Source organism: Flavobacterium circumlabens (assembly GCF_004345565.1).
In the GTDB taxonomy this organism is placed as follows: Bacteria; Bacteroidota; Bacteroidia; order Flavobacteriales; family Flavobacteriaceae; genus Flavobacterium; species Flavobacterium circumlabens.
Genome location: NZ_SLWA01000002.1, coordinates 470,592 through 484,761 on the forward strand (window position 1 = coordinate 470,592; position 14,170 = coordinate 484,761).

Here is a 14,170-nt window from a genome sequence, read left to right on the forward strand (position 1 = left end):
GCTTCATCAGAAAAATTAACCAAAAACAAACCCCGTGAAAACAACAAAATATTATTTAGCTGCGATTACCGCTTACACCATTTGGGGATTTTTTAGCCTGGTGCTAAAACCGATCCATGAATACCCTTCATTAGATATTTTGTTCAACCGCGTTTTTAGCTGCAGTATCCTGATGGTATTGATTGTTTTTATTTTTAAAAGAAAAACAGTCATAGAAACAATCGGTATTTTTAAAGCCTTATCAAAAGCAGAAAAAAGAAAAACACTTTTGTTGAATTTTGGAGGCAGCTTTTTTCTAATGGCCAACTGGTTTACGTTTATTTATGTCATGAATCATGTGAGCGTTAAAGCAACCTCTCTGGCGTATTTAGTATGTCCGATCTTAACCACATTGCTGGCGTATTTTCTTTTGCACGAAAAGCTGTCAAAAACACAGTGGATTTCCGTTGGACTTAGTGTTTCAGGCTGTTTACTTTTATCATACACCAATATTATGGATATGGTTTTTAGTATTGTCATTGGATTGACCTACGCAGCCTATTTGGTAAGTCAGCGTGTCAATAAAGGGTTTGATAAATTTATCATACTCACCTTTCACATTAGTTTGGCCGGATTGGTTTTGCTGCCTTTTTATCCGGTTTACAGTGGTCCGGTACCAACAGAATTTAAGTTTTATTTCTGTATTGAAACCATTGCCATATTGTTTACCATTTTCCCGCTGTTTTTGAATTTATACGCGCTTTCAGGACTTAATTCTTCAACAGTCGGAATGCTTTTAAACATCAATCCGATGATTGCTTTTGCTTTGGCCGCTTTTGTTTTTAATGAGCAGATTAGCAGCTTACAGATTCTGGCGTATGGTATTATTTTCATCGCAGTTTTGGTATTTAACTCCCATCATCTTTTTGCCTTGAGAGCGAAATATTTGCCGGTGACTAAAAATACATAATTTCGAAAAGGTAAAATTACCAGAATCTTAACAGCATATTAAAACAGGAATGATTATTTTTCATTTCTGTTTTTTTTTTGTTTTATCGAAAGACAGTTGAAATTTAATTTCCACAAAAGCACAATATTATTTTATGAAAAATACGAAACTACAAGCCTTTATACCTTTATTTTATCTGGTGTGGTCCGATGATCTTCTGACACAGAAAGAGTTTTCTACTTTACAGGAATTTATTCGTTCCCTTACTTTGCTTTCACCTGAAGAACAGCAATATTTGCTTTCTAAAGTTGATATTTCAAATCCTCCTTCCCGAAATGAACTCGCAGAATGGAAACTGGATATAGAGAAAAGTATTAAAGATAAATCTTCCATAAAATCTGTTTTTGATATCGCTGTGGCCCTTTCCGATACCCATCTGGATATTTCAACATTGGAAGCAGATTTTACAAAACTCGAAAATGATCTGGGCGTTTTAGGCGAAGAAGTCATTCAGAATTTCAAAACAAAAGCCGATTCCTTTACGGCCAGTTCTCAAACCAACAGTAATTTTGACATTCAAAAAATTACCGAACTTTTAGACGGTAAAGAAGCCGCAATTATTAAAAAGGTAAAAGCGGTCATTTCACAACCAGAGTTCGCTTACGAAACTTCAACAGATATTACTGTTTATCGCGAGACGGTATACAAATGGTGTAAAATCCTGGCCGATGAAAATCTCGGAAACATGGCTTATCCAAAGCAACATGGAGGAGGAGAAAACATAGCCGATTATTTTGCTATTATGGAAACCCTGAGTTATCACGATTTAAGCCTGGTAATCAAATTCGGAGTACAGTTCGGACTTTGGGGAATGAGTGTTCAGTCGTTAGGAACAGAGAAACATTACGCAAAATATTTAAAAGATATTGGATCATTGAAGCTTCCGGGCTGTTTTGCCATGACCGAGACACATCATGGTTCCAATGTAAAAGGGCTTGAAACTACAGCGACTTACCATCACGGCAATCAGACTTTTACGATACATACGCCCAATAAAAATGCACAAAAAGAATATATCGGTAACGCAGCTGTTCATGGACAAATGGCAACTGTTTTTGCCAAACTGATTATTGACGGTCATGATTACGGCGTAAACGCTTTTGTGGTGCCTTTGCGCGATACAAACGGCAATACTTTAGCAGGAATTACCATTGGCGATTGCGGCCATAAAATGGGGTTAAACGGCGTTGATAACGGAACAATTAGTTTTGATAAGGTTGAGATTCCAAAAGAAAACATGCTGGATCGTTTTGCTTCCGTAAACGATAAAGGAGAATTCGAAAGTCCGATTCCGAGCGATAACAGACGTTTCTTTACCATGCTGGGCACTTTGGTTGGAGGACGAATCGGAATTCCGCGTTCGGCTTTGGCTGCGGCTAAATCAGGACTTACAATTGCCATTCGCTACAGCAATCAGCGCAGACAATTTGGCCCTGAAGGAGGTTCTGAAGTGCCGATTTTAAATTATCGCATTCACCAACGCAGATTATTGCCGCATTTAGCAAAAACCTACGCGGTACATTTTGCCTTGCAATACCTAACGAACCGTTTTCTGAACAGAACCGAATCGGAAATGCAGGAAATTGAAGCTTTGGCGGCCGGAATGAAATCCTATTCGACCTGGAGTACCAGAGATATTTTGCAGGAATGCCGGGAAGCTATCGGAGGAAAAGGATATTTGTCTGAAAACCGAATTGATGCCCTAAAAAACGATACCGAAATATACACCACTTTTGAAGGTGACAATACCGTTCTGATGCAACTCGTTGCTAAAAACCGCTTGTCTGAATTTAGAAAGTCCTTTGGCGAAATGGGATCTTTGGGCATTATTAATTATGTCTATGAAAATGCAAAAACCGCTATTGCTGAGAAAAATCCAATAGCCACCCGCAGAACAGATGACGAACATTTACTGGACGATCAGTTTCACCTGCAGGCATTCGTTCACAGGGAAAAAACAATTCTGGCATCGGCAGCAAGACGTATCAAAAAACTGATCGACGAAGGTCTGGAAGCTTATGATGCTTTTAATGTCGTGCAGCACCAAATGATCGATGTAGCGCAGGCTTATCTGGAACGTATTGTTTTAGAGCAGTTTCAGGAAGCCATAAAAGCAGTTGAAGACGAAAACTCAAAAGCAATATTAACAAAACTGAATCAGCTGTATGCACTTGCCCAGATCGAAAAAAACAAAGGCTGGTATCTCGAAGACGGTTATATGGAAGCGGTAAAAACCAAAGCCATTCGTAAAATGGTCAATCAGCTTTGCTGGGATATTCGTCCGGATGCCGTATCATTGGTTAATGCTTTTGATATTCCGGAAAGTTGCCTGGCAGCACCTATTGCGGTTAATTAAGAATATAGAGTAAAGAATATAGAGTAAAGAATATAGAGTAAAGAATATAGAGTAAAGAATATAGAGTAAAGAATATAGAGTAAAGAATATAGAGTAAAGAGTAAAGAAAATAGACTTTTTTAAGAGCTCTGTGAAGGTTTTAAACTTTGACAGAGTTTTTTTTATCCCAAAGTTTGTGATTTCTCCTTCGTCGAAATGACACAAAATGACACAAATGAGAAAAATCTGCTCAATCTGCCAAATCTGCGTGAAATAAAAATCTTTAATGAACTTACATCACTTATATGGTAAAAAAAAGTATTACCAGCTTCCCTTTAAACCTTCTTTTAAGGCAGCATTGTATTTTTCAAGATCGAAACTATACAAATCAGGTGCTTTGTGCGCGCCTCCTTTTCTCGATTCGTCTAATTTTGTGAGGATATCGTAACGCAGAATTTTTCTGTAAAAATTTCCCCGGTTTAATTTCTTGCCTAAAATGGCTTCATATAATTTTTGCAGTTCCGGCATGGTAAATTTCTCAGGAAGAAGATTGTAACCTATCGGATGATTGTTTAATTGTTCCCGAAGCGTAAGTAAAGCCCTTTCTAAAATGGTTCTGTGGTCCATCATAAATTCGGGCAATTCAGCAATAGATTTCCATTCACAGGCAGTAGAATACTGATCGATAATTAATTTCACATTGGTGTATTCGGCCAAAGCATAATACCCGATCGAAACAAAGCGCTGTTTATTCCAAAGCGTATCAGCATATCCCTCAAAAGCACTTTCAGAACGTTTTAAATTTCCAAAAGTATAAAATTGCTGCAAGTAGATATTTTCAGTTCCGGTTCTGTCTTTCAGGATGCGTATTGCGGCATCATCTACATTCTCTTCTTTACCGACATACCCGCCGGGAAGTCCCCAGCTGAACTGATCTTTCATTTTAAGCAGCAACACCTGAAGCGTCGTTTCGTGAAAACTGAAAATAACGCAGTCAATAGAAAGCGTCGGAATATATTTATTCCAGGACTCTTCAGATTGCTGTTCAAGTATTCTTTTAAATTCCATTTGGCAGAAGTATTTCCAAATTTAGTTTTTTGAATGGAACAAGTCAAATTATTTAAAATTTTTCTGACAATTTATTCTTCGCATAAAAAAATATTTGATTTTCAAATTTGTTATTTCACTGTCTTTTCGTTTACTGTTTTTTTAAAGTAAAATTAATTTTTCGGCTAATTTCAATATTTTACGCAAACGAAATAGCTGTTTTTGCACTTCATTTTGATAAATCGGTTATAGATTTTATTTTTCTTTTTATTTAATTTTTAAATGCTATTAATTTGATAATGAAAATTATACGGTATTTATTTGCTGATATGAGAAATTGTAATTAATATTGCTTCATAAGGAAGCAATGAAATTTCACAATTAATAAACTGATTGGAAAAACAGCAGAAATTACAAGGATTTTTAAACTAATGAACTAATCTCTACAGCATGAAACACAAAATTATAAAAACAGCGAGAGTATCACTTTTGACCGCATTGGTACTTTCAAACTTATCCTTTAATACAGTGACGGATGATATAAATGAACCGCCGTTAATTACCATTAAAGGTTTTACGTTTAAAGATTTCAATAAAAACGGAAAATTAGACCCGTGGGAAGATACCCGACTTTCTGTAAATACAAGAATTGACGCGATTATAAAAGAAATGACCAATGCAGAAAAGGCAGAACTGCTTATCGGAACCGGAATGCCGGGAATAGAAGTACTTACGGGTCCTATTGGAGATTCTAAAAAAGGGTTGGTTCCGGGAGCTGCCGGCGGAACTGCTGCTTTTGAGCGTTTCGGAATTCCAGCCACAGTTGTTGCCGATGGCCCAGCGGGTTTAAGAATTCAGCCAACCAGAGATAATGATACAAAAACCTATTATGCAACGGCATTTCCGGTTGGAACGGCTTTGGCTTCGACCTGGAATAAAGCGCTTTTGGAAGAAGTTGGAAAAGCAATGGGTAATGAGGTAAAAGAATATGGTGTTGACGTTTTATTGGCACCAGCTTTAAACATCCACCGAAATCCTTTAAACGGGAGAAACTTCGAATATTATTCTGAAGATCCCCTGATTTCAGGAAAAACGGCAGCAGCAATCGTAAACGGAATTCAGTCGCAGGGCGTGGGAACTTCGATTAAACACTTTGCAGTTAATAATGAAGAAACCAACCGTTTAACAATTAATGCGCATGTATCTGAAAGAGCGATTCGAGAATTGTACTTAAAAGGTTTTGAAATCACAGTGAAAGAATCGCAGCCGTGGACTGTAATGTCATCTTACAATAAACTTAACGGCGAATATACTTCTGCCAGAAAAGATTTACTGACTGAAGTTTTAAGAAACGAATGGGGTTTTAAGGGTATTGTAATGACAGACTGGTTTGGCGGTTTTCCGGGATTTGAAAGTATTAGAGATGGTTCAAATTCTGAAGTAGTAAAACAAATGATTGCCGGAAATGATCTTTTGATGCCAGGAATTCCGGTACAGAAAAAGGCATTATTAGAAGCCTTAAATTCAGGAAAACTTTCTCAGGAAGTGGCAAATACAAATGCAAAAAGAATTTTAGAATATATTTTCCGCACCCCAACTTTTGCAAAATACAAATACAGCGATAAACCTAATTTAACAAAAAATGCCGAGGTAACCAGAAATGCAGCGGCTGAGGGAATAGTTTTGCTTAAAAACACCAATAGTGCATTACCTTTTGCCGACAAACAAAAAGAAGTTGCTGTATTTGGCGTTACGTCTTATGCGTGGATTACAGGCGGAACCGGAAGCGGTAGCGTAAATAACAAACACACGGTTTCCCTTTTAGAAGGTTTAAATGCTGCAGGTTACAAATTAGATAAGGAATTAGTTGATTTGTATAAACCATACGCTGATAAAGAAGTACTTGCTGAAAAGGAAAGAAGAAAAGAAAAAGGAGTTATGGCTTTGCCTGAAAGACTTCCTGAATTGAAATTGGATGATGCTTTTATTGCTAAAAAAGCGGCAAGTTCTGAAATTGCATTCGTGACTTTGGGAAGAAACTCTGGAGAGTTTAACGACAGAGTTGTTGATAATGACTTTAATCTGGCCACAGAAGAACTTGAAATGCTGGATAAAATCTCAACTGCTTTTCATGCAAAAGGAAAAAAAGTAGTGGTGATCCTAAATATAGGCGGTGTAATCGAGACAGCCTCGTGGAAAGATAAAGCAGATGCTATTTTATTAGCGTGGCAGCCAGGGCAGGAAGGCGGACATTCGGTTGCGGATGTCGTTTCCGGGAAGATCAATCCGTCCGGAAAACTGACCATGACATTTCCTGTAAAATATGCGGATACGCCTTCAGCCAAAAACTTTCCGGGATTGCCAGCTGATAATCCAAAAGAAGTGACTTATGAAGAAGGAGTGTATGTCGGATACCGATATTTCAGCACTTTTAATGTAAAGCCATCGTATGAATTTGGATATGGAAATTCGTATACAACTTTTGATTATTCGAATGTGAAAGTAAGCGCTCCGGTTTTTAAAGATAAACTGACCGTTTCGGTAACGGTAAAAAACACCGGAAAAACAGCAGGAAAAGAAGTTGTTCAGGTCTATCTTGCTGCTCCGTCTAAATCTATTGACAAACCAAAAGAAGAATTGAAAGCTTTTGGCAAAACCAAAGAATTAAAACCAGAGGAAAGCCAAACCCTGACTTTTACACTATCGCCAAAAGATTTAGCATCATTTTTAGAAAATAAAAGTGCGTGGATTGCCGAAGCCGGAACGTATAAAGTTTTGGTGGGAGCCTCTTCTTTAAACATCAAACAAACAGCTGAGTTCACCGTAGCAAATGAAATTACCGTTGAAAAAGTAAAGAAAGCCTTTGACTTAGATAGCAAATTCACAGAATTGAAACCGTAATGAACAGACGATTTTGATTTTTAAAGTATCGTTCCCCTTCTACGTTCCCTTTGGATGTAGCAGTGGAACGATTTTTTTCAGACCATTGCCTTATTAAAATAATTTGATTTTTCGAAATCCTGAATATTGATCGAAATCACAGGAACTTCCGGAAGAATCGAAGCTAATTTAGTTACAATTACTTTGGAAAGATCCTTTTTCTGATCGTCATTCCGGCCTTCCATAATATATCCGAAAACATGAATAAAATCATCCAGCGTATTTCCATTATTATAAAAAGCAAAAGGATTGATGCGGACTTTTATTTCAGATTCCACAAAAAGTCCCGTTGCTAAAGCCGAATTATAAACTTCATCCATTATTTCGTCGGCAGATTTTAACCGGATTACGTTTTCAGAACAATCAATGATAAAATGTGGCATCTGTATGTAGTTTAGTGTGTAGAGAATTTCATTGAGACAAAATTAGCAAACATTATCCGGATTTGACGGAAATGGGTTTTTATAAATCATTTTTATACCATCACTTTCTTATATTTGTAATTCTGTTTTATCTTTTATTAGTTTGAAAAATTATTTTCTTTTTGTTTTAACCCTTCTTTTTTGCTTCCCTGTTTGTGCATCGGATAGTACAGCTACTATTTTGAGTAAGCTGAATGATGCTTTGAGAAATAAACAATACTATGTTAAGTTAAAAGAAGAACGAATTCTGAACTTCAAGAAAATCAAGTCCGACTCGTTTACCAAAGAACAGGAATACAATTACAATAAAACGTTATATAACGAATATCAGAAATTCAATTCCGATTCGGCTATTTTTTATGTTAAGAAGAATGTGGTACTTGCAGCAGCACTTCAAAATAAAGATTTATCAGATTTGGCAGCATTGCAACTAGCCAACCTGTATTCTTCATCAGGAAAATATCGGGAATCCGAGGCTATTCTTAAAAGCATCAATAAAAAAACATTAAGCCAGTCGTTGCTGCCCAACTATTACGTGGTTTACCGGGAGTTTTTTGAGCATTATAATGCCAATAGCACCAGCAGAAAATACATTGAGCAAATAGGCAAATACCGAGATTCTTTGCTAAGCGTTCTCCATCCGGAATCACTGAATTTTAAAATTACTCAGATTCAGAAAAATATTTTTGACAAAAAGTTTGCTGTTGCCGAAAAGCAATTAACAGTTTTATTGAAAAATACCAAAGAAGAAGATTCCCAATATGCAATGATTACCTATCTTTTTGGCAGTATTTATGAAACAACGCATCAATTAGAATTAAGAAAAAAATATTATGCACTTTCCTCTACTGCGGATATCAAAAATGCCATAAAAGACAATGCATCACTTCAGGAACTGGCGTTGGTTTTTTATGAAATAGGCGATGTAGATATGGCGTACAAGCTGACGCAATCCGCTATTGAGGATGCACTTTATTGCAATGTACAGTTTCGTACACTTTTGATGTCAGAAGTATATTCAATCATCAATACTGTATATTTAGAGAAAGAAGCAAAAAGAAAAACAGAATTACAGCTTTATCTTTTATGCATCAGTTTACTTTCCTTATTTCTGATTGTAGCAGTTATTTACGTGTACAAGCAAATGAAAAAAGTATCCAGAATTCGTGGGGAACTTTATGAAACGAGCCAGAAATTAGCCGAATTAAACAAAGATATTACCGAAACCAACAGTCAGTTGCAGGAACGTAACGCGCAATTGTCAGAATCCAATCATATCAAAGAAGAATACATTGCTCATTTCTTCAGCCTTTGTTCGGCTTACATTAACAAATTAGAAAATTACCGCATCATTTTGAATAAAAAGGCGACAGCCAAACAATTTGATGAAATTTATAAAATGCTGAAATCAACAACTTTGGTTGATAATGAACTGGAGGAATTGTATAAAAACTTTGACATTATCTTTCTGAATCTTTATCCGACATTCGTCAAAGATTTTAATGACTTGCTCATAAAAGAAGAACAGATCGTTTTAAAGCAGGGAGAATTACTCAATACAGAACTTAGAATTTTTGCACTGATCCGACTTGGGATTACCGACAGTGTGAAAATTGCTGCCTTTTTGCGTTACTCTCTAAGCACTATTTATAATTACCGTACAAGAGCCCGAAATAAAGCCGCAGTTTCGCGAAATGATTTCGAGGAAATGGTCATTAAAATAGGTTTAATATCCTTGAAAGTATAACAATTTATTTTAAAACCACTACTTTTTTCTACACTTAAATTTTGTTAAGTATTTGATTTTAAATATTTTGATTTTTTAAATCACTACTTTTTTTCGTTTAAAAATGTAACGTGTACTATAACGTTTTAGCTTTACAATATTATTATAAGGTACTTTTGACTACTAGAGTACACCGCCAAAAATAAATGCTTTAATAAATTAATAGTTATGTTTAAAAACGTTAAAACAGTTGTTGTTTTAGTTTTATTAAGTTCATTCGGATTGAATGCACAAAATAAAGTTCCTGTATATCTGGATGATAAAAAACCAATCAATGAGCGCGTAGAAGATGCGCTTTCGAAAATGACCATCGATGAAAAGATTGCCATGATTCATGCACAATCTAAATTTAGTTCACCGGGTGTTCCGCGTTTGGGAATTCCTGAAAACTGGATGACGGATGGACCACACGGAATTCGTACGGAAGTTTTATGGGACGAATGGGAACAGGCAGGATGGACAAATGATTCCTGTATCGCATTCCCTGCATTGACGGCACTTGCTGCAACATGGAACAAGGAATTATCGTCACTATATGGTAAATCAATAGGAGAAGAAGCACGTTTTCGTAATAAAAATGTACTGTTAGGCCCCGGAGTAAATATTTACAGAACGCCGCTAAACGGTCGTAACTTCGAATATATGGGAGAAGATCCTTTCCTGACTTCAAAAATGGTGGTTCCTTATATTAAAGGAGTTCAGTCTAATGGAGTTGCTGCCTGTGTAAAACATTTTGCCCTAAACAATCAGGAAACGAACCGTAATAGTGTAAACGTAATTGTGGATGATCGTGCCTTGTACGAAATTTATTTACCTGCTTTTAAAGCAGCCGTTCAGGAAGGTGATGCGTGGGCCATAATGGGATCTTACAACAAATACAAAGGGCAGCACTGCTGTCATAATGAGTTTTTACTGAATGATATTCTTCGTGGAGAATGGGGTTTCAAAGGAGTTGTAATCTCAGATTGGGGAGGAGTTCATGATACCAAACAAGCCATTTATAACGGTCTTGATATGGAATTCGGTTCCTGGACCAACGGACTTACCTGGGGAACCAGCAACGCTTATGACAACTATTATTTAGCAAAACCATATTCAACCATGATTGCTAAAGGAGAAGTGGGAACTAAAGAACTGGACGATAAAGTACGTCGTATTTTACGCTTGTCATTTTTAACGACCATGAATAAAGAACGACCATTCGGATCTTTCGGAACAAAAGAACATGCCGATGCAGGTTTAAAAATTGCCGAAGAAGGAATTGTCTTATTGCAAAACAACAATAATATCCTGCCAATCAATCTTTCTAAAACTAAGAAAATTGCAGTTATTGGAGAAAATGCGATCAAAATGATGACCGTTGGAGGAGGAAGTTCTTCCTTAAAAGCCAGATACGAAATTACGCCACTGGAAGGATTAAAGAAAAGAATCGGAAATCAGGCTGAAATTATCTATGCCCGCGGTTACGTTGGAGATCCGACCAGTAATTATAACGGAGTTGTTGCCAAAGTAAGTTTAGAAGAAAAACGTTCTCCGGCTGAATTGACTGCCGAAGCTTTAAAAGTAGCAAAAGACGCTGATATTGTCCTTTTTATCGGAGGTTTGAATAAAGCTCCAAATCAGGATGATGAAGGTCACGATCGTAAAGGATTAGAACTTTCGTATGGTCAGGATGAATTAATTTCGGAGTTAGTTAAAGTCAATAAAAATGTAGTTTTTGTAAACATTTCAGGAAATGCCGTGGCAATGCCGTGGGTAAAAGAAGTTCCCGGAATTGTTCAGGGATGGTTTTTAGGTACTGAGGCAGGAAATGCTTTGGCTGCTGTTTTGGTTGGAGATGTGAATCCATCCGGAAAACTGACCTTTACTTTTCCTGTAAAATTAACGGATAACGGAGCGCATGCCTTGGGAGAATTCCCCGGTGGAGAAGAAGTAACGTATAAAGAAAGCATTTTTGTCGGATACCGTTGGGCTGACAAACAAAAAGCAAAACCATTATTCGCCTTCGGACATGGTTTAAGCTACACCACTTTTGAGTACGGAAAAGTAACGGCGGATAAAAAGCAAATGGCTGCCGGAGATCAAATTACGTTTTCTGTAAAAGTAAAAAATACAGGAAACAGAGAAGGAGCGGAAGTAGTTCAGCTTTATATCAGTGATTTAAAATCTTCTTTGCCTCGTCCAATAAAAGAATTAAAAGGTTTTGAGAAAGTTTCGCTTAAAGCGGGAGAAGAAAAGACAATTACTTTTACAGTAGACAAAACAGCTTTAAGCTTTTTCGATGATAAAAAACACGACTGGGTTGCAGAACCGGGAGCTTTCGAAGCTTTAATTGGTGCTTCTGCTGTTGACATAAAATCTAAAGTGGGTTTCTCACTTCAATAATTTCATTAAATTTCTAAACTTGGTTGGTTTGTAAAGCTGCAATGGTAAAACTTGCAGCTTTAATTTTTATAAAAACAGAAGTTAAATGTAAAAAGGGTTAGATGTGAAAAGTTTTGCATCTCAATTAATAATTTTAATAAAAACATAAATGAAACGAATACTAATATTTACCGCCGCGTTCTTTTTATTTCAGAATGTTTGCGCACAAAGCCTGAATAAAATGCAGTGGTTTAACGAACCTGAAAAATGGGAAATTAAAAACAATGCATTGCTTATGAATGTTACGGCAAACAGCGATTACTGGCGTATTTCGCACTACGGCTTCACCGTTGATGATGCTCCGTTTTATTATGCCAGTTACGGTGGGGAATTCGAAGCAAAAGTAAAATTAACAGGAGATTATAAAGCCCGTTTTGACCAAATGGGACTGATGATTCGTGTGGATGAAAAAAATTACATCAAAACCGGAGTTGAATTTGTAGATGGAAAATTCAATATCAGCACCGTTGTAACGCATGACAAAAGTGATTGGAGTGTTACAACCTTAGACAAAGCACCGCCTTTTGTATGGATAAAAGTAGTGCGACGATTAGATGCTGTTGAAGTTTTCTTTTCTTATGATGATAAAAATTATATCCTGACCAGAAATGCACCATTGCAGGATAATACACCTGTTATGGTAGGTTTAATGGCCGCATCCCCGGATGGAAAAGGTTTTGAAGCTAAATTTGAAAATTTTACAGTAACCCATTTACCGGATCAAAGAAGATTGGAATGGCTTAAAAATCACCAGTAAAGTCAGGTCTGCAGTTCTCAGTTCTCAGTGGCAGTTTTCAGTAAATTGAGAGTAAATGTAATTAGACAATAAGATAACCGTGTTTAAAACGCAACAACTTTGTGTGCTTTGCGTAAAACCTGGCGGACTTTGCGGTGAAAAAAATATTAAACTACCAAAAAATATTTTATGAATTATAAGTTGTAAAGTGTTTTAACTCACAACTCATAATTCACAACCCATAACCCATAACTTCTAACCAATGAATATTGATATAAAACCAAAAAAGCATTATGAAATTCTGGACGGTTTGCGTGGAGTAGCAGCAATTTTAGTAGTTGCTTTTCACATTTTCGAAGCCTTTTCAGGGGGAAACCGTTTTGTACAAATTATCAATCACGGCTATCTGGCTGTTGATTTCTTTTTTCTTTTGTCCGGATTTGTAGTCGCTTACGCGTATGACGATCGCTGGGGAAAAATGACACAATGGGAATTTTACAAACGAAGATTAATCCGTTTGCAGCCCATGGTCATTATAGGAATGATCATTGGAGCCTTACTCTATTATTTTCAGGCTTCGGATATTTTATTTCCGATGATTGCCGGAATGGAAGTTTGGAAAGTGATCCTAACCATGATTATCGGGTTTACTTTACTTCCAGTTCCACCTTCAATGGAAATAAGAGGCTGGGGAGAAATGCATCCTTTAAATGGTCCAGCCTGGTCGCTTTTTTTTGAATATATCGCTAATATCCTGTACGCGCTGATTTTTCGTAAATTTTCAAATAAAGTACTTGCTGTTTTTGTTTTACTATTTGCAGGAATGGTAATTAATTATACCGTTTTTGGACCAAAAGGGGATGTAATCGGCGGCTGGTCCTTAAACCTGGAGCAGCTGAATGTTGGTTTTACCCGTTTGTTATACCCGTTTTTTGCCGGTATATTGCTTTCGCGTTTAGGAAAACTAATTCACATCAAAGGGGCTTTTTGGGTTTGCAGTGTAATGATAACGGTGATTTTAGCCCTGCCAAGATTTGGAAATGAAAGCAGTTTATGGATGAATGGTATCTATGAATCGGTTTGTATCATTGTATTGTTTCCCATAATCGTTGCCATTGGGGCAGGAGGAGAAATAAAAAATGCATTCTCCTTAAAAATCTGTAAACTTCTGGGTGCTATTTCCTATCCCGTTTATATTACGCATTATCCGCTTATTTACTGGTACACCGCCTGGGTTGTAGATAATAAAGTTACTCTTGCCGATGGCTATTTATTGGGAATTGGTGTTTTAATTGCCAGTTTAGTTATAGCCTTCTTATGTTTGAAATTCTACGATGAACCTGTACGCAAGTGGCTTCAGAAAAGGTTTCAAACAAGGCTCAAAGAAGCATAGGTTCAGAGGCGCGGAGGGAAAACCTTTGATCCTTTGGACCTCTGAACCAACCTAACAAACAAAAAAAGGGATGAAACTTTAAAAGCTTCATCCCTTTTG

General features: G+C 36.8%; 9 protein-coding genes. 7 read left to right on the forward strand and 2 right to left on the reverse strand.

Annotation, left to right across the window (positions count from 1 at the left end; genetic code table 11):
* Nucleotides 1-34: 34 nt before the first annotated feature.
* Nucleotides 35-949, forward strand: a complete 915-nt coding sequence (locus tag EV142_RS06565; RefSeq protein WP_132033712.1) for an EamA family transporter — start codon at nt 35-37, stop codon at nt 947-949.
* A 133-nt stretch (nt 950-1,082) separates the two neighbouring features.
* Nucleotides 1,083-3,344, forward strand: coding sequence for an acyl-CoA dehydrogenase family protein (locus tag EV142_RS06570; protein ID WP_132033714.1), 2,262 nt, complete (start codon nt 1,083-1,085; stop codon nt 3,342-3,344).
* Nucleotides 3,345-3,644: 300 nt separating this feature from the next.
* Here the strand turns inward: EV142_RS06570 and EV142_RS06580 are convergent, their stop codons facing one another.
* On the reverse strand, nt 3,645-4,391 hold the full coding sequence (locus EV142_RS06580) for an NUDIX hydrolase (protein ID WP_132033716.1): 747 nt from the start codon (nt 4,389-4,391) through the stop codon (nt 3,645-3,647).
* A gap of 429 nt (nt 4,392-4,820) precedes the next feature.
* On the opposite strand from EV142_RS06580, the gene EV142_RS06585 reads away from it, so the two are divergent.
* Nucleotides 4,821-7,271, forward strand: a complete 2,451-nt coding sequence (locus EV142_RS06585; protein WP_132033718.1) for a glycoside hydrolase family 3 C-terminal domain-containing protein — start codon at nt 4,821-4,823, stop codon at nt 7,269-7,271.
* Nucleotides 7,272-7,348: 77 nt separating this feature from the next.
* Here the strand turns inward: EV142_RS06585 and EV142_RS06590 are convergent, their stop codons facing one another.
* A complete protein-coding gene (locus tag EV142_RS06590) occupies nt 7,349-7,693 on the reverse strand; it encodes a 5-carboxymethyl-2-hydroxymuconate Delta-isomerase (protein ID WP_132033720.1) in 345 nt (114 codons plus the stop codon).
* Between the two features lie 142 nt (nt 7,694-7,835).
* Here EV142_RS06590 and EV142_RS06595 point away from each other — a divergent pair, with 142 nt between their 5' ends.
* The 4 genes from EV142_RS06595 to EV142_RS06610 all read left to right on the forward strand — a co-directional run bounded on the left by EV142_RS06595 (nt 7,836) and on the right by EV142_RS06610 (nt 14,071).
* Nucleotides 7,836-9,479, forward strand: a complete 1,644-nt coding sequence (locus EV142_RS06595) for a DUF6377 domain-containing protein (protein ID WP_132033722.1) — start codon at nt 7,836-7,838, stop codon at nt 9,477-9,479.
* Between the two features lie 207 nt (nt 9,480-9,686).
* Nucleotides 9,687-11,903: a glycoside hydrolase family 3 C-terminal domain-containing protein gene (locus EV142_RS06600; RefSeq protein ID WP_132033724.1), complete on the forward strand. Its 2,217-nt coding sequence runs from the start codon at nt 9,687-9,689 to the stop codon at nt 11,901-11,903.
* Between the two features lie 148 nt (nt 11,904-12,051).
* Nucleotides 12,052-12,699: a DUF1349 domain-containing protein gene (locus tag EV142_RS06605; protein WP_132033726.1), complete on the forward strand. Its 648-nt coding sequence runs from the start codon at nt 12,052-12,054 to the stop codon at nt 12,697-12,699.
* Nucleotides 12,700-12,940: 241 nt separating this feature from the next.
* A complete protein-coding gene (locus EV142_RS06610; RefSeq protein WP_132033728.1) occupies nt 12,941-14,071 on the forward strand; it encodes an acyltransferase family protein in 1,131 nt (376 codons plus the stop codon).
* Nucleotides 14,072-14,170: the final 99 nt, after the last annotated feature.

Excerpts from the sequence above, each read along its gene's own strand:
- EV142_RS06580 (WP_132033716.1), bottom strand. The coding sequence starts at position 4,391 with ATGGAATTTAAAAGAATACTTGAACAGCAATCTGAAGAGTCCTGGAAT.
- EV142_RS06600 (WP_132033724.1), top strand. The coding sequence starts at position 9,687 with ATGTTTAAAAACGTTAAAACAGTTGTTGTTTTAGTTTTATTAAGTTCA.
- EV142_RS06605 (WP_132033726.1), top strand. The coding sequence starts at position 12,052 with ATGAAACGAATACTAATATTTACCGCCGCGTTCTTTTTATTTCAGAAT.
- EV142_RS06590 (WP_132033720.1), bottom strand. The coding sequence starts at position 7,693 with ATGCCACATTTTATCATTGATTGTTCTGAAAACGTAATCCGGTTAAAA.
- EV142_RS06610 (WP_132033728.1), top strand. The coding sequence starts at position 12,941 with ATGAATATTGATATAAAACCAAAAAAGCATTATGAAATTCTGGACGGT.
- EV142_RS06585 (WP_132033718.1), top strand. The coding sequence starts at position 4,821 with ATGAAACACAAAATTATAAAAACAGCGAGAGTATCACTTTTGACCGCA.
- EV142_RS06570 (WP_132033714.1), top strand. The coding sequence starts at position 1,083 with ATGAAAAATACGAAACTACAAGCCTTTATACCTTTATTTTATCTGGTG.